This window comes from Pectobacterium carotovorum (assembly GCF_900129615.1).
GTDB classification, from domain to species: Bacteria; Pseudomonadota; Gammaproteobacteria; order Enterobacterales; family Enterobacteriaceae; genus Pectobacterium; species Pectobacterium carotovorum.
In genome coordinates this window covers 242,879-259,390 of sequence record NZ_FQWI01000006.1, presented here as the reverse complement: position 1 = coordinate 259,390, position 16,512 = coordinate 242,879, and the positions used below count along the sequence as shown (strand labels likewise).

At 36.9% G+C, this 16,512-nt stretch carries 15 protein-coding genes; all 15 read left to right on the top strand.

Going from position 1 to position 16,512, the window contains the following annotated elements; genetic code table 11:
- Positions 1 to 10 precede the first annotated feature (10 nt).
- The 15 genes from wzc (at position 11) to BUB06_RS14135 (ending at position 16,393) form a co-directional block, all read left to right on the top strand.
- Complete coding sequence (gene wzc, locus BUB06_RS14205; protein WP_039473802.1) at positions 11 to 2,176, top strand: tyrosine-protein kinase Wzc; 2,166 nt, start codon at positions 11 to 13, stop codon at positions 2,174 to 2,176.
- A gap of 303 nt (positions 2,177 to 2,479) precedes the next feature.
- On the top strand, positions 2,480 to 3,355 hold the full coding sequence (gene rfbA, locus BUB06_RS14200; RefSeq protein ID WP_039473800.1) for a glucose-1-phosphate thymidylyltransferase RfbA: 876 nt from the start codon (positions 2,480 to 2,482) through the stop codon (positions 3,353 to 3,355).
- An 8-nt stretch (positions 3,356 to 3,363) separates the two neighbouring features.
- On the top strand, positions 3,364 to 4,236 hold the full coding sequence (gene rfbD, locus BUB06_RS14195; RefSeq protein ID WP_039473798.1) for a dTDP-4-dehydrorhamnose reductase: 873 nt from the start codon (positions 3,364 to 3,366) through the stop codon (positions 4,234 to 4,236).
- 10 nt (positions 4,237 to 4,246) lie between these two features.
- Positions 4,247 to 4,792: a dTDP-4-dehydrorhamnose 3,5-epimerase gene (gene rfbC / locus BUB06_RS14190; protein ID WP_039473795.1), complete on the top strand. Its 546-nt coding sequence runs from the start codon at positions 4,247 to 4,249 to the stop codon at positions 4,790 to 4,792.
- A 53-nt stretch (positions 4,793 to 4,845) separates the two neighbouring features.
- Entirely contained in the window at positions 4,846 to 6,462 is a 1,617-nt protein-coding gene (locus tag BUB06_RS14185) for an aldolase catalytic domain-containing protein (RefSeq protein WP_039473791.1), read from the top strand.
- Complete coding sequence (locus BUB06_RS14180; protein ID WP_039473789.1) at positions 6,446 to 7,093, top strand: HAD family hydrolase; 648 nt, start codon at positions 6,446 to 6,448, stop codon at positions 7,091 to 7,093. Before BUB06_RS14185 ends, BUB06_RS14180 begins: the two co-directional genes overlap by 17 nt.
- Before the next feature lie 7 nt (positions 7,094 to 7,100).
- Positions 7,101 to 7,826, top strand: coding sequence for a 3-deoxy-manno-octulosonate cytidylyltransferase (locus tag BUB06_RS14175; RefSeq protein WP_039473786.1), 726 nt, complete (start codon positions 7,101 to 7,103; stop codon positions 7,824 to 7,826).
- A 79-nt stretch (positions 7,827 to 7,905) separates the two neighbouring features.
- A complete protein-coding gene (locus BUB06_RS14170) occupies positions 7,906 to 9,138 on the top strand; it encodes an oligosaccharide flippase family protein (protein ID WP_039473783.1) in 1,233 nt (410 codons plus the stop codon).
- Positions 9,139 to 9,173: 35 nt separating this feature from the next.
- Entirely contained in the window at positions 9,174 to 10,448 is a 1,275-nt protein-coding gene (locus tag BUB06_RS14165; protein WP_039473781.1) for a hypothetical protein, read from the top strand.
- A complete protein-coding gene (locus BUB06_RS14160; RefSeq protein ID WP_080726794.1) occupies positions 10,445 to 11,092 on the top strand; it encodes an acyltransferase in 648 nt (215 codons plus the stop codon). The genes BUB06_RS14165 and BUB06_RS14160 overlap by 4 nt, the downstream gene beginning before the upstream one ends.
- Before the next feature lie 7 nt (positions 11,093 to 11,099).
- Entirely contained in the window at positions 11,100 to 12,230 is a 1,131-nt protein-coding gene (locus BUB06_RS14155) for an NAD-dependent epimerase/dehydratase family protein (RefSeq protein ID WP_039473778.1), read from the top strand.
- Complete coding sequence (locus tag BUB06_RS14150) at positions 12,227 to 13,195, top strand: WaaS/CpsH family glycosyltransferase (RefSeq protein WP_039473775.1); 969 nt, start codon at positions 12,227 to 12,229, stop codon at positions 13,193 to 13,195. Before BUB06_RS14155 ends, BUB06_RS14150 begins: the two co-directional genes overlap by 4 nt.
- A 42-nt stretch (positions 13,196 to 13,237) precedes the next feature.
- Complete coding sequence (locus BUB06_RS14145) at positions 13,238 to 14,362, top strand: hypothetical protein (RefSeq protein WP_139294545.1); 1,125 nt, start codon at positions 13,238 to 13,240, stop codon at positions 14,360 to 14,362.
- A gap of 2 nt (positions 14,363 to 14,364) precedes the next feature.
- Complete coding sequence (locus BUB06_RS14140; protein WP_039473771.1) at positions 14,365 to 15,270, top strand: glycosyltransferase family 2 protein; 906 nt, start codon at positions 14,365 to 14,367, stop codon at positions 15,268 to 15,270.
- Positions 15,271 to 15,283: 13 nt separating this feature from the next.
- Positions 15,284 to 16,393, top strand: coding sequence for a glycosyltransferase family 4 protein (locus BUB06_RS14135; RefSeq protein ID WP_039473912.1), 1,110 nt, complete (start codon positions 15,284 to 15,286; stop codon positions 16,391 to 16,393).
- Positions 16,394 to 16,512 lie beyond the last annotated feature (119 nt).

Here is a 16,512-nt window from a genome sequence, read left to right as displayed (position 1 = left end):
TTAGGAACTCATGGCAGAGAAAATTTCAGGTAAGGCATCCGAAACGAGTTCGGATGAAATTGATTTAGGGCGTTTGTTAGGAACGTTGTTAGACAATCGCTGGTTGATTATTGGTGTCACGGCATTGTTTACAATTATCGGAATAATGTATGTCACACTGAAAACTCCCATTTACAAAGCTGACGCTTTGATTCAAGTTGAGCAAAGTTCGGGAAATAGTCTCCTCAATGATCTTTCTAGCATGCTACCGGAAGCAAAACCACAATCTGCAGCAGAAATAGAATTGATCAAATCTCGTATGGTGATTGGTAAGACGATCAAAGATTTATCGTTAGATACCGTTGTTCAGCAAAAATATTTTCCTATAGTTGGAAAAGGACTCGCCCGTATTTTTGAACAAGAACCTGGGAAGATTGCTATTTCCAGATTGGAAGTCCCTGCGTCTTGGTTAGATGAGAGTTTTGAATTAACTATTCTAAGCGATGATACCTACGAAGTAAGTAGTGAAACCGTAAATTTCTCTGGTAGCGTAGGGCGCCTTGAGAGCAACAATGGTATTTCTCTTTTAGTCAGCGATATTAAAGCTCCTGCTGGTACTGTTTTTTTGATTAGAAAACAGAGTGATTTGTCAGCAATTAATAATCTTTTAGGGAATTTTTCCGTTGAAGATAAAGGTAAAAGCACAGGGGTTCTTCAGTTAAGTTTAGAGGGAGAAGATCCTGCGACGACGAATAAAATTTTGAATAGTATTAGTCAAAATTATTTTAAGCAGAACGTCGAAAGAAAGTCTGAGGAAGCAGGAAAAAGCTTGGCGTTTCTGGAAGAGCAATTGCCTAGCGTTCGCGAGTCTTTAAATGAAGCTGAGAATAAACTTAATAAATTTCGTCAGCAAAATGATTCAGTAGATCTATCTTTAGAAGCAAAAGCAGTTCTTGATACAACGGTATCTGTCGAATCTCAACTTAATGAATTAACATTTAAAGAAGCAGAAATATCAAAGCTATATACCAGAGAACATCCGGCTTACAAGGCATTGTTGGAAAAACGCGTCACTCTTGAACAAGAAAGAGATAAGTTAAATCGTCGAATTGGTTCAATGCCTAAAACGCAACAAGAAATTCTACGGTTGACTCGTGATGTCCAGGCTGGGCAAGACGTATATATGCAACTGTTGAATAAACAACAAGAGTTAAGCATCAATAAAGCCAGTACGGTGGGTTATGTGCGAATTATTGATACTGCGGTTACTCAGCCTAAACCAGTCAAACCACGAAAAACACTTTTAATCCTGTTAAGTTTTATTCTGGGTGGGGTTGTTTCTGTGGCGTTTGTTGCTATAAAAACCTTGCTTCATAAAGGTATTGAAAGCCCGGAACAGTTGGAAGAGCTTGGTATTAATGTATATGCAAGTGTCCCGCTTTCCGAATGGCAACAGAAAAAAGATCGTGCATTGCTCAGTCGTGGTAAGAAAGGTAATACGCGTTCTACAGAGTTGCTCGCAGTCGGTAATCCTGCTGATTTAGCGATTGAAGCGATTAGGAGTTTGCGTACCAGCCTCCATTTCGCAATGATGGAAGCGAAAAACAATGTATTGATGATTTCTGGTGCCAGTCCGGCAATTGGTAAAACGTTTGTTAGTGCAAACCTCGGTGCTGTAGTCGCACAAGCAGGACAACGTGTGCTCATTGTTGACTGTGATATGCGCAAAGGTTATGCACATGAACTGATGGGATGCCAAGGAAATGACGGGCTTTCAGATATTTTATCTGGACAAATGCCAATCGAAAAAAGTATCCGCAAGACGGCAATCGAGAATATGGACTTCATTTCTCGCGGACAAATACCGCCTAATCCATCTGAGTTATTAATGCATATCCGCTTTAGTGAGTTTATTAAATGGGCAAGCGAAAATTATGATTTAGTCCTCTTGGATACGCCGCCAATTTTGGCTGTGACGGATGCAGCGATCATAAGCCGTCACGCGGGAACGTCTCTACTGGTTGCTCGTTTCGAAGTTAACACGCTAAAAGAAATTGAGGTCAGTATCCGTCGTTTTGAACAGAATGGTGCCGAAATCAAAGGGGTAATTCTCAACGCTATAGTTAAGCGAGCAGCCAGTTATTATGGTTATGGTAACTATAATTACTATGCTTATGAGTATAAGTCGGAAAAGTAATGCAGTTATATAGCGCCTGCTAAGATATTTAGCAGGCGCTATAGAAATAATTTTATTTTTTTAATCACTATGTTTACTCTCAATTTCCCTCCTGTGATAAGTATATGCAGCATTTTCTTAAATGTTGATTTTCTTAATATTAAGTTTATTTTTTTAATATTAATGCTTTTTCTTAGGAAGGCAGACTTTATATTTTATTTCTGATAGTGATTAATTTTTCATAGAATAGTAAATAATGAAATATGGCAGTAAGAGCGTTGAATAATTCAGCTCTCGTAGATGCTTATATTCAGGAGATAACTAGTGAAAGGTATTATTTTAGCCGGTGGTTCAGGTACGCGTCTTTATCCTATTACGCTTGGTGTTTCAAAACAGCTTTTACCTGTTTATGACAAACCAATGATTTATTACCCGCTGTCGACACTAATGCTTGCTAACATCCGTGATGTATTAATTATTACAACGCCAGAAGATAGCAGTTCTTTTATTCGCCTGTTAGGTGATGGTTCAAAATACGGCATCAATATTGAATATGCAGTTCAACCGAGTCCAGATGGATTAGCACAGGCTTTCATTATTGGCGAATCTTTTATCGGTAATGACACATGTTGTTTAGTCCTTGGCGATAATATTTTCTATGGGCAGTCATTTTCTCGCACCCTTGCTCAGGCTGCTAGTCACGGTAGTGGTGCTACTGTGTTTGGTTATCGTGTGAAAGATCCAGAACGTTTCGGTGTTGTAGAATTTGATAGTAGCAATAAAGTGATTTCTATCGAAGAAAAGCCCAAAAATCCAAAATCAGACTGGGCAGTTACTGGACTTTATTTCTACGATAATCGCGTAATTGATTTTGCAAAAGCGGTTAAACCATCTAGCCGTGGTGAGCTTGAAATTACTGCTGTGAATCAAATGTATCTGGATGATGGCAGCCTTAATGTAGAATTATTAGGGCGCGGTTTTGCGTGGCTTGATTCTGGTACGCATGAAAGCCTACATGAGGCATCTTCCTTTGTTGAAACGATCGAACATGTCCAGGGACTCAAAATTGCTTGTCTGGAAGAGATTGCCTGGAGAAAAGGATGGTTAAGTGCTGAAGAATTGGTCAAACGCGCTGAACCTATGCTCAAAAATGATTACGGAAATTATCTGATATCTTTGCTTAAACCTATTATTTCTTGAGAGCCAAAATGAAAATATTAATTACAGGTGCACACGGGCAAGTGGGGACCCGCTTGGTCGAGCGCTTAACTGGCAATGCTGACATTTTGGCTATTGATCGCGATGTATTAGATATAACAAATCGAGACGCAGTTTTTAAAACCGTTACAGAGTTTAAGCCTGATGTGATCATTAATGCTGCAGCGCATACTGCCGTAGATAGAGCAGAACAGGAAGTTGAACTGTCGTACAAGATTAATCGCGATGGTCCATTATATTTGGCTGAAGCTGCACACAGTATTGATTCTACGATACTACACATTTCTACTGATTATGTATTTAATGGCGAAAGCGATGTTCCTTATGTTGAGTCAGATTCTGTTGACCCTAAAAGTGTATACGGAAAAAGTAAACTCGAAGGTGAGTTATCTGTTGCTGCCGCATGTCAGCGCCATATTATATTAAGAACTGCTTGGGTATTTGGTGAGGATGGAAATAATTTTGTCAAAACCATGCTAAGGCTTGGAAAAGAGCGTGAGTCATTAGGTATTGTTGCTGATCAGTTTGGCGGACCGACCTATGCGGGCGATATCGCTGACGCATTAATCCTTATAGCTGAAAAAACACAGTCTCCTGATTTTAATGCCTGGGGTATTTTTCATTTTAGTGGAATGCCTTATATCAGCTGGTTTGGATTCGCAGATAAAATTTTTGACTTAGCAATTGAAAAGAAAATTTTAAATAATAAACCTGTATTATCTCAATTGACTACGCAAGATTATCCTACCCCAGCACAGCGACCTAGCTATTCAAAACTTAGTTGTGAAAAAATAAACCACGTTTTTGGTATTAAACCAAGTAATTGGATTAATGCTTTGGAAAATGTCCATTTATATAATTAAGTGATAAGTCATGAATATTATTGATACAAAAATCACCGATCTGAAAATTATTGAGCCAGCAGTTTTTGGTGACGAACGCGGTTTTTTCTTCGAAAGTTTTAATAAGAAAAAATTTGAAGAAGCAGTAGGCTATTCAGTTGATTTTGTACAAGATAACCACTCTAAATCGTCTCAAGGTGTTTTAAGAGGTTTGCATTATCAATTAGCACCACATGCACAAGGTAAACTTGTCAGATGTGTTGAAGGTGAAGTTTTCGATGTTGCAGTCGATATCCGAAAATCATCACCTACTTTTGGGCAGTGGGTAGGTGTTTATCTTTCTGCTGAAAATAAGCGTCAATTTTGGATTCCAGCAGGATTTGCCCATGGTTTTGTTACGTTAAGTAAAACCGCTGAATTTCTTTATAAAACGACGAATTACTACGCTCCACAAAGCGATCGTGGGATTTTGTGGAATGATGAGATGATTGGTATTGAATGGCCAATGAGCGTAGAGCCTATTTTGTCTGAAAAAGATAAGAATGCTAAGAAATTCTCGGAAGCTGATGTCTTTTAGTTTTTAGATAGCGATTAGATATCAGACAACACTCATCTAAAGAGGTAATCGGAATGAAGATTCTTGACTGTACGTTACGTGATGGCGGTTATTATAACAAATGGGACTTTAACTTTGATGTAGTTAATGCCTATCTTGAGGCTGTTGCCGCAGCCAAAATTGATTATGTTGAATTAGGTTTGAGAAATTTTCCGCAAGAAGGATTTTTAGGCCCTTTCGCTTACACGACTGAGAGCTTGATTAATCGTCTCACCTTACCGGAAGGACCAGTATATGGGGTGATGATCGATGCTAAAACTATACTCTCTTCGGGTATGTCCGTTGAAGAGGCGGTCGATAAACTCTTTGTCGAAAAATCAGAAAGTAAATTGAGTTTAGTGCGTGTTGCTGCTCACTTTCATGAAGTTGAACACTCCGAACCCATTGTTAAAGCATTGAAAAATAAAGGCTACATTGTAGGCTATAATTTAATGCAATCGGGGGGGAAAGCGGATGACATCATCGCAGATAAAGCCCGTCAAGCGGTTGAATGGGACTGTGTCGATGCTCTGTATTTCGCAGATTCTCTGGGAAATATGGATACGAAGGAAGTTAACAGAATAATAAAAGCCCTGCGGACGCATTGGAAAGGTGAACTAGGCATCCATACACACAACAATATGGCGAAAGCGCTAGATAATACTCTGGCAGCCTATGAATCCGGTGTGACGTGGCTAGATGTGACCGTCACGGGTATGGGACGTGGTGCCGGTAATGCTCAAACCGAAAATTTATTAGCAGTATTGAGCAAAACGGAATCGCCTTACCAGGCTTCCCCTATCTACGATCTGGTCGTTCGCTACTTTGATAAGATGCAGAAAGAATACGGATGGGGTAGCAACTTTTTGTATTTCATTGGTGCTCAGAATGACGTCCATCCAACTTATGTACAGAACTTATTGTCTGATGAGCGTTATGGGCCGGATGAAATAGTTGGCGCTATTGAATATTTAAGTAATGCCAAAGCTTCTTCATATAATGGAAAAGTGCTTGAACAAGCTTTGAAATTGAACGATCAAATCGATATTGAAGAGGATGGTAGCAACGAGTTAATTGGACGTTTTGATAATCGTGAGGTTCTGATTATTGGCGGTGGTGAGAGTGTCCTAAAATATAAAAATGGCATTTTAGGTTACATTTCAGAACACAACCCAATTGTATTATCCATTAACGTAAATAAAAACGTTCCTGTAGAATACGTTGATTATTATATTATATCTCATAATGCAAAGTTCTTGGCTGAGAGAAGTAAATATAAGGCTTTGACGAAGCCGATTATTCTGCCGAAACATCGATTCAATAAAGACGAGTTGTCTTATCTCAATCCAGAAATAAAAGTTTTTGATTATGGATTGCGTATTGAGGAAGATGTTTATGACATCGCTGACACTCGTTGTACTATTCCTTCAGAACTGACGGTCGGTTATGCCATTGCCGCGGCTTTTGTTGGTAATGCCTCTTCAATCAAATTAGTTGGATTTGATGGTTTTGAGAAAGGTGATAACCGTCAGCAAGAAATGGTTGATCTGATTATTAAGATTAATGAATTTAAACAGAAAAAAGAAATTCTCTCTCTAACACCTACCTCCTATCCGGTGAAAGAAGGTTCTGTTTATGCACCTTTCATCTGACTATGATGTATTTATCTTTGATTGTGATGGCGTCATTCTAGATTCAAATCAACTGAAATTGAATGCAATGGAAAATGCACTGGGCCAATACCCAGTGCAATATGTTCAGTCGTGTCTAGATTACTTCTCTAAAAATTTTGGGCGCTCGAGATATCTTCATGTAGAGCATTTCCTCAAAAATATCATCCAATGTAAGCCGGAAAATTATCAGGATGAATATGATGATATACTTAATAAATATGCGGGATATTGTACTCTTCTGTATAAAGAGGCGGAGATAAATACCGGATTTATTGAGTTTATTAAGCAAGTAAAAATAGATAAATTTGTAGCCAGCGGTTCAGATGAGGATGAGCTAAGGAATGTTTTCTCTGAGCGAGGGCTAGATATTTATTTTTCTGAAATATATGGCTCTCCTGAATCAAAGACTAATAATGTCAAAAAGATTCTCGAGCGAGGTTACAAAAAAGCACTAATGTTCGGTGATGCTTTAGGTGACTTAGTTGCCGCTGAAAAAAATAAAATAGATTTTATTTTCCTTTCTGAACTCTCGACGGCTCCTGATTTAGTGAGAGATTCTGCGTTTTTTAAAGGAAATGAAGTAAAGAATTTTTCTAATTTACTCTTATAGGTGATCTATGAATTATGCTGTCGTGATTCCAGCAAGATATAAATCAACCCGCCTACCAGGAAAACCACTGATTGATTTACATGGGATTCCTATGATTAAGCGCGTGTGGCTTCGCTGTTGCGAAGCGGTTGAAAAAAATAAAATTTATATCGCGACGGATGATGAGCGTATTTTTGATTTTTGCTTAACGTTTACTGAAAATGTCATCATGACCAGCAGCGATTGTAAAACGGGGACAGACCGAGTTTACGAAGCGTGTGAAAAAATTGGTGGTCTTGACTTCGTTATTAATGTGCAAGGTGATGAACCGATCATTAATCCGAATGACATTAAAACCATCATTGATGAATGCATCCGTAATCCTGGAAATATCGTGAACGGTATGGCACCTATTATTGATGCATCTGAGTATGAAAGTCGCACGATACCTAAGGTTGTGTTTCGTAAAGATGGACGATTGATGTATATGAGCCGTGCGGCTATTCCAGCTAACAAAACAGGAGTATTTAATAAATCATGGAAACAGATTTGCATCTATGGTTTTCCTGTTCATGCGTTGGAAGAATTTTCTGCTTGTGAAGAAAAGACTTCATTTGAAAATGAAGAAGATATCGAAATTTTACGTTTTCTTGAGTTAGGGTATGACGTAAATATGGTCAATGTCAAAGGCGATAGCTTGGCAATTGATACGCCTGAGGACGTTGAAAAAATATTAAAAATTATGTCTGAATAATGCTCTTCGAATAATTGATGCATATCATTTTTAATTATAAAAATTTCATTCTAGTAAACTATAAAGATAATATTAATTTATGAGTAAAATTCATCCTAAGCTTAATCTTTTTTTTAATATTATTGCAACAATAATCACTCAGGCAAGCTCAATTGTAGTCGGAGTGGTACTCACGCCATTATTAATTAATCGATTGAGCAAGGATGAATACGGGCTTTATGTATCAGGTGTTTCTCTCTCTGGTTTTGCTTTTGTTGTTGTCGATCTGGGAATGGCATTTTATCTCATAAAAGAAGTTTCTGAAAATAGAGATAATACTTCTCATGTTGGTAAGTTGCTCTCTGCATCATTTATCATAAAGTTACCACTTTTATTAATAAGCTTTTTTATTTTCCTTGCTATATCACCTCCTAATCATCTTATAAGTTACGCAATCCCATTTTGGCTATTCTTGGTCGCAACATCGTTACAACCCAACTGGCTTTTTTCTGGAATTGAAGCGTTGAAAGTGATCACGATGGTAACAATTATTACCAAGATCATGATGTTAGGGATAGTATACTTTTTTGTAAAAACATCAGAAGATTTCTCTATTGTAACTTACGCATTTAGCCTTTCTGCTGTTGCATGTATGCTATTTTCTTTGTTTTACAGTAAATTTAAAGGATATACATTTTCTCCGTGCAGCCGTAACGACATCAGGAATATATTGAAAAATGCGATGGGATTCTATGCACCACGTATGATGGTTGCAATGTATACTCAGGCATCCGTTTTTATTGTGTCGCGTGTTGCTGGTACTAGCGAGGCTGCTGTCTATGCAGTTGCGGATCAATTTTATAAATTAGGACAAATGGCAATTGCTGCTGTAACCCAGGCTTTTTATCCTTTCATGGTTCTTAGAAAAGAGGTTCGCTTTCTATTTATTACCACCAGTGCAATTTTAAGTGTGGCTATTATTACCTGTGCTTTATTATGGGGATGGGTGGATGAAGTTATTTACTGGTATGTCGGTGAGGGATTTGGCTCTGCTGTCATTCTTGTTAAGATATTTATGATCACATGTCTATTTGTTATTCCATCATCTTTCCTGGGGTTTCCTTTATTAGGTAGTTTAGGATTCCATAAGATAGCAAATCAGACCCTCATGATTGGTGCTTCTTTATACTCTGTTGGGTTAGCAATACTCTATAGCATTGGACATGTCACGGCTCTGTATATAGCTTTATTAACTTTTTCTTCAGAATTGGCTGTTTTTATTTTAAGAGCATACAAGTCTTATATGATTTTGAAAAAAAATAATCAGCATTAACGAGTGGCTATTATCAACTCAAGGGGAAGTTTGTCGTGCAGGAAAAATTCCAAAAATATCTGGATTATAAAGAAAAAATAAATTTCAACTATAAGGGATATCCAGTAGGAAAAATTCTCTCTGTTGATATTGCCTCTATTGCTTTCGGCATTAAAAAATTTAGGTTAAAAGGTTTATTTGGCTTTTTCTTTTCGCGAAAAATAGTTTTCCCAGAGATTGGAAAAAATGACGTACTTTATTCCATGGGAGATTATAAAAGAAAAGATTATTACGCTCTTCTGGATTATGTGCGCGAGCAAACACCCGGTAATCTTGTTGATCTAAATGATAACGGCCGTATTGTAAAAATTAATGTTCTAAATATTTTAAAGGCGCTGGTTCATGTATTTTTAGAAGGACAGGGTATAGCGTTAAAAGATAAGTTAATGCTTGCTGTTTCTTATACCTATATAATGAATTATATTGATGAAATTGAAAGGAACGAGAGTGCGTTACCCGGTGCTTACGTGTCATTTTGTAGTTCTCATATTAATGAATCTGTCATAGATATTTTCTTTCAAAAAAGATCTATTCCAACATACACGCTTCAACATGGCTTGTATTTTCTCTTTAAAGATAAAACCATTGATGCAATTTGTTACGAAAATATAATCGCCAATAAGTTATTATGCTGGGGAGAGTATACTCGAGAACAGTTTGTTGAATATGGTGTGCCAGCGGAAAAGCTTATTGTGGCTGGTTATCCTGGTACATTTGAAAGCCTAAAGAAGCGTGAAGTAAAAGAAAAATTCACTATTTTGCTCTTGTTATCTCGATACATGTTTCATGAAAATAATATTCATATTTTGAATATTGTATCTTCAGTCAAGAAATTAAATAAAAACATCAATATTGATGTGAAGATGCACCCTTCTCTGAAGGAGTCTGATTATCATCGTGTCTTTGAAGAACACGGCTTCTCTCTATGCAAAGAAGGAACTATTAAGTCTCTGCTTAAAAATGGAGAGTATGATATGACAATTTCTTACAACAGCACTGCATATTATGATAGCTATATGAGTAACTGTGTAAGTTTACGTTATCTGGACAAAGACTCAGATGGAAGCATTGACGTGTTGGATGATGGTTTTGACAGTGTTACCAGTTTATCAGAGAAAATAGCAATCTTTAGTCAAAATATGAAAACAGATTTATTTTGGAGACAAGTAGAAGAAAGACTTGCGTTTATATGTGGCTTCAATATTAACAAATACAATGAAGAAATTAAGACACAGCAACTTCTTGAAAGAAATAAAGAGGTAGAAAAGTGATTGGGATTTTAAAGAAAGCAAAGTCTTTTTGGACGATGCCTCTTTCACGAAAGCAGCAGTTTCTTACATTTATAATCAATCGCATCTACACTCGTATTTTTTATGCACCACGGTTAAGATCCTGTGGTAATAGAACTAATGTATTCAAGCCTCTTTTTTGGACGCCGGAAAATATTTCTTTAGGTCACAATGTCCTTATTTTTCCAGGTTCACGTATTGAAACTATAAATAGCTATGGTGATAAAACTTTCTCACCCCTGATAAAAATTGGGAGTAATGTCAGTTTGCAGCAGTATTGTCATATTATTGCTGCTGGTAAATTATGCATTGGTGATAATGTCACAATATCTCTTAATGTGATGATCAATGACTCTGAACATGATTATCGGCAGTTTGGTGTTAATGTTTTAGAACAACCTCTTACCCATAGTCCTATAATCATCTCCTCATCCTGTTTTATTGGTGCTGGTGCGCGTATTCTTGCCGGCACGACATTAGGTGAACACTGCATTGTGGGTGCAAATGCTGTTGTGAAAGGACATTTTCCCGCGGGATGTGTAATTGCTGGCATTCCAGCAAAAATCATTAAAAGGTACGATCCCATGACAAACTCATGGTGTGCTGTTGATAAAAATAAGGAGTGAATTAGCTATGTCAAATCGCAATGTTCTGATCTCTGGTGGCGCGGGATTTATTGGTTCCAACTTATCGCTTGCTTTAATCGATAAAGGGTGGAATGTCACTGTACTGGATAACCTGTCTCCACAGATTCATAGCGACGAATCTCCACTTTACAAGAGCATTGAAGGAAAAGTTAATTTTATTCAAGGTGACGTTCGTTCAAAAGAAGATTGGAGAAGGGCACTCAAAGGTCAAGATTGTGTCGTGCACTTAGCCGCCGAAACGGGTACTGGCCAGTCAATGTATCAAATTCAACAATACATTGATGTCAACGTAGGTGGTACAGGGATCTTGTTGGATCTGCTGGCTAATGAACCACATAATGTGTCGCGGTTGGTCGTTGCATCTTCTCGAGCTATTTACGGAGAAGGCCGTTATTCTTGTGAGAATTGTGGCGAAGTATATCCAGGTTCTCGCCATGCAGCGCAGATGGAAGAAAGTGACTTTGAAGTTAAATGCCCTAAATGTGCTAAAAATGTCACCATGATGGCTACGCATGAAGAAAGTAAAATCCACCCTTCTTCTATTTATGGTATTACCAAACAGACTCAGGAACAATTAGTTTTGTCCGCAGGGCAAGCTTTAAATATTTCAGCGGTTGCGTTTCGTTATCAGAATGTATATGGTCCAGGGCAATCATTGTCTAATCCCTACACTGGCATCCTATCTATTTTCTCTACGCGTATTCGTAATAACAACGATATTCTTATTTTTGAAGATGGGCAAGAAAGTCGTGATTTTGTCTATATTGACGACGTAGTTAGAGCGACTATCGCTGGTATTGAGAACTCTGCAGCTGCGGGACAAGTTTTTAATGTTGGTGCGGGTGTATCAACGGATGTCACAACTGTAGCAACTACGCTAGTTAATGCATATGGCTCTAATGTTAATGTAAGAACAACGGGTAATTTTCGCGTAGGTGACATTCGCCATAATATTGCTGATTTGACGAAAATTAAAGAAGTCCTCGGTTTCGAACCTAAGGTTAGCTTTGAAGAAGGTATCAAAGCATTCACTGACTGGGTATTGACTCAAGAAACGCAGACTGACAGTTACGAAGCTAGTATCCAGGAAATGAAAGCTAAGGGTCTATATAAATGAGTTTTGCAGGGCGGAAAATACTTTTTATTGGTATCGGGTTCTATGATTATGAAGCGTCTATCGCGGATAGAATAGAAAAGCGAGGAGGGATAGTGACTTCTTGCACTGACCGCCCTGCATTATTACGGAAGAGACCGTGGGGGGGGATCCTTTCAAGGATTACATTTCTGCGGCGTTTCTTTCAGAAAAAGCATGAAGAGCATATAGTAAACCTTGCTAAGACAGGAAACTACGATCAAATCCTTTTTATAAAAGCAGTGGATTGCAGTTTTGGCTTTATTAAATCTTTAAGAGAAGTATCGCCTAAGAGTGAACTTATCCTTTATGAGTGGGACTCTTTGAAAAGATTTCCTTCCGTATTAGAGAGATTGCCAATTTTTGATAGAGTTCTTTCTTTTGATAGAAAAGATGCTCTTGATTATCCGGGAGTTGAGTTCCGTCCTTTATTTTTTCGCAATGTTGATAATGTAAAGAAAGAAAAAACCGATTTTGATCTTGTTTTTATTGGTCTTCTGCACTCATCAAGATTATCAGGTGTAAGAAAAATACAACAAAAAGCGGCAAGCGAAGGTTTGTCGATGTATGTCTATATGACAACAAATCTAATCACTTGGATTAAATTATGGTTAAAGGGGCAATCTAAGGATGTGCACGTAAAACAGTTAGATTATAAGAATGTTATATCTATAAATAATCGTTCTTCTATTGTTCTCGATCTTCCTCATCCTGATCAAATGGGACTTACCATGAGATCTATCGAATCTATTGGATTGGATAAAAAGATAATTACTACTGGAAGAGATATCATTAATTATGATTTTTATAACCCAAAAAACGTATGTGTAATTGATATCGATGATCCTTGTATTAGTAGTGAGTTCCTAAGTTCTTTTTATGACGACTTGGACGATAAAACAAAATCAAATTATTCTTTAGATAAATGGTTAAGCGATGTGCTGCGCTAAATTATTAAATAATAGAATGTTTTGTTGGCATTTTGAGGCATAATGATGGCAGCTCTTTTTATTTCATTCATTCTTTTTTCCTTTATTATTGATTCTGGTGGTCCGATCGGTATCAGGATGCTTTCGCTTGGTATTGTTTTTTGTGTAGGGACCTGGAATTTCTTTTTTAAAAGAAAAAAAATAGATATTTATTTCTTCATATCTGTTTTGTTTTTATTGTTTTTTTCTATCATTGGTTTTATATCTGCCGCGGTGAATGGGATTGATGCAAGTGCCGCTTATATATGGATATTGCCTGTCGTTTCTGTGCCAGTTTTTTATTTCTTCTTTATAAGTTTTAGCTCGGAAAACCTCGTTAAAGGTGTCGTTTACACTGGATGGATATTCTCTGTTGTCATCTTGATTACATTCTTTTCCTTATATTTACTTGGTGAGTCATCTGTATCAATTATCCAGAATTATGAACTTCCCGGTTGGTTCTATATACGTCCAGATGGATACCCGCAAGTCTACTTTCAGGCGACGCTGGTACTCGTATTAATTACCATCTATTCATACTTCCAAGGATTTAAGAAATCTGCTTTTGTTTTTTGCTTCATTTTGCTGATGTGCTTATCTCGATTTGGGTTCTCAACTTCTATCGCGTTTATCCTGTTGGGAGCAATGGGATGGATTTTATATATAAGAAAATACATTACGAGTATATTTATATTCCAAAGTGCATTCTTTCTTATCGCTTGTTTAGTTATGTATCTCCAGGTGGGTATGGATTATGTGATGGATGGCAGTGGTTTCCATATAAGAGAGGGACACCTGATTTCAATTTTTAATACCATGAGCCTGGATAACTTAATCATTGGTATGGGGCCTGGTTCAGAAGTATATTCTATAGGGTTCGAAAAACTTACTGATAATATTGAAATAAGTCAGTTAGAACTAATAAGGAAGTATGGTTTTCTTGGTTATTTTATTTATACAATAGCGCTTTTCTTCATGCTGACATCATTTGTTAAAAAAGGAAAATTCGCAGAGGCCTATGCAATTTATGGATTCTATATTGCGTCTTACTCTAATCCCGTACTTCTCTCATTCTCCTTCTCTGTTTTTGCAGGATGTTTTCTTGCAACCAAAGCGAGAGAATTAAAAAACAAAAGTGATGGTGTGTGAAAATGGATGCAAATGTTGTAGCTGTTTTGGTGACTTATAATCCCTTTGTTCATGATTTAAAAGAATCACTGCAATCATTATTGAGTCAGCTAAATAATATTATTATTGTCGATAATGCTTCATCAAATGCAGATGATCTTCATTGCATGATAATGGATCATTATAAGGACAAGGTCGAGTTCATCACTTTGTCTTCCAATAAAGGGTTGTCCGCTGCTCAAAACATAGGTATTGAACAAGCCAGAGAAAAAAAAGCGACTCATGTGATTCTTTTTGACCAAGATAGTCATATTTCTCCTGGTTTCATTGATTCCCTTGTGAGTACAGAAGTTCTGTTACTTTCTCTAGGTGAAAAAGTTGCCGCAGTCGGCCCCAGTTTTTTTGATTCGGTCTCGCTGGAGCCTTATCCCGCAACCGTATACTGTGGCCCTTTCATTAAGAGAGTTGATATAAATGAAATCACCGAGGCTACGTTTATTATTGCCTCTGGTTGCCTTATTAATATGTCAGTCATTGAAGATATCGGTGGTATGAAGGAAGATTTATTTATCGATTATATTGATATCGAATGGTGTCTTCGTGCGAAAAATTTAGGATATAAGGTTTTTATTTCTCCAAATGCAAAGATGGCACACAGTATTGGAGATAAAAGAATGTCCATCATGGGGAGAAGTGTATCTGTTCATAATCCAATCAGAAGGTACTACTTGATTAGGAATAGCTTCTATTTGATGAGATTGAGCTATGTACCTCTTGGTTATAAATTGAGAGAAGCTGTCTTTAATTTCCTAAGATTTATGATTTCTATTGCCAGCTCTGATGATAAAGGGACATATCTCAAATATGGATTTCTTGGCATTCGTGATGGTTTAAAAGGAAATTTTGGTCCATTGCAACAGAAAAAATAAATGTGTGTTGTATATGAAAAAAATTGTGCATGTTCAGGTTATACCAAAACTTTCCGGTGTTCAGCAGGTTAGTCTTGATATATTATCGAATATATCAGGTCGTTATGATAAATATATTATCTTTGGCGGTGGATACAATGCTACCCCTGAGTTTATTAATATTTTCGAAAGTAAAGGGATAAAAATTATTTTTGTTCCCTCACTAAAAAGAGAAATTTGCACTTCAGATATCAAAGCTACTTATGAGCTATTTAAAGTATTTAAAGAGCATAAGTTTGATATTATACACACTAACTCAACTAAACCAGGTATCGTTGCTCGAATCGCGGCTAAATTAGCAGGATGTCGTCGGATTATTCATTCTGTTCATGGTATTGCGTATCATAAATTCGAAAGTCCAGGGAAAAGGATTTTTTATTACGTTACCGAATGTTTGTTTAGTTTTTTTTCCGATGTTCTTGTCAGCGTTAACCAACATTATTTAAAGTACTATCCGTTTATTAAAAATAAATTATGTATTTATAATGCTGTTACGCTTTCGCCTAAATTAAATAGTGGTTCATCATCTAATATAATAGAGAACCAACCGTTAAGAATTGGTTTTATGAGCAGGCTTGATCGACAAAAAGACCCTCTGACGTTGTTAAGGGCTTTAGTCTTTGGATTGGAAAATTCGTTGTTTACACGAGAAAATATTCTCTTAACCATGGCTGGTGATGGTGAGTTAAGGCAAGAGTGTATAGATTTTGTTGATGAGCACAATCTGAATGATGTTGTAATTTTCAAAAATTGGATATCTGATAAAGACAGTTTTTATAAAAACATCGATGTGTTTTGCTTACCATCCATTTATGAGGCATTTGGCTTGGTGCTGGGGGAGGCTGCTGTATTTGGTATTCCAAGTATTGCTACCAATGTGGAAGGCATTCCAGAGGTTATCGATGATGGTGAAACTGGCCTCCTTGTTGATCCAAAAGACTATGAATCTTTAGCGAGAAAAATCCAGATATATGCGAATAATCCTGATCTAAGAATTCAGCATGGATTAAATGCAAAAGAGAAGGTTTTTTCAAAATTCGCGTTGTCTAAAATGATTAAAGAATATGAGTCTTTGTATAACTGAATGGTATGATATTTATCAATTAATTTTTTGATAATGGTTAAATTATTCATATTCGCTTTCTGCAATATTAGGTGTAATCTTAAGGCATAGCCTCCGCTTGTTCTATTACTCTGTGGCGG

Bases quoted from the DNA above. Each gene is read 5' to 3' on its own strand.
- BUB06_RS14145 (WP_139294545.1), top strand. From the start codon at position 13,238: ATGATGGCAGCTCTTTTTATTTCATTCATTCTTTTTTCCTTTATTATT.
- BUB06_RS14170 (WP_039473783.1), top strand. From the start codon at position 7,906: ATGAGTAAAATTCATCCTAAGCTTAATCTTTTTTTTAATATTATTGCA.
- BUB06_RS14135 (WP_039473912.1), top strand. From the start codon at position 15,284: ATGAAAAAAATTGTGCATGTTCAGGTTATACCAAAACTTTCCGGTGTT.
- wzc (WP_039473802.1), top strand. From the start codon at position 11: ATGGCAGAGAAAATTTCAGGTAAGGCATCCGAAACGAGTTCGGATGAA.
- BUB06_RS14150 (WP_039473775.1), top strand. From the start codon at position 12,227: ATGAGTTTTGCAGGGCGGAAAATACTTTTTATTGGTATCGGGTTCTAT.
- BUB06_RS14185 (WP_039473791.1), top strand. From the start codon at position 4,846: ATGAAGATTCTTGACTGTACGTTACGTGATGGCGGTTATTATAACAAA.
- rfbD (WP_039473798.1), top strand. From the start codon at position 3,364: ATGAAAATATTAATTACAGGTGCACACGGGCAAGTGGGGACCCGCTTG.
- BUB06_RS14175 (WP_039473786.1), top strand. From the start codon at position 7,101: ATGAATTATGCTGTCGTGATTCCAGCAAGATATAAATCAACCCGCCTA.
- BUB06_RS14155 (WP_039473778.1), top strand. From the start codon at position 11,100: ATGTCAAATCGCAATGTTCTGATCTCTGGTGGCGCGGGATTTATTGGT.
- rfbC (WP_039473795.1), top strand. From the start codon at position 4,247: ATGAATATTATTGATACAAAAATCACCGATCTGAAAATTATTGAGCCA.
- BUB06_RS14180 (WP_039473789.1), top strand. From the start codon at position 6,446: ATGCACCTTTCATCTGACTATGATGTATTTATCTTTGATTGTGATGGC.
- BUB06_RS14140 (WP_039473771.1), top strand. From the start codon at position 14,365: ATGGATGCAAATGTTGTAGCTGTTTTGGTGACTTATAATCCCTTTGTT.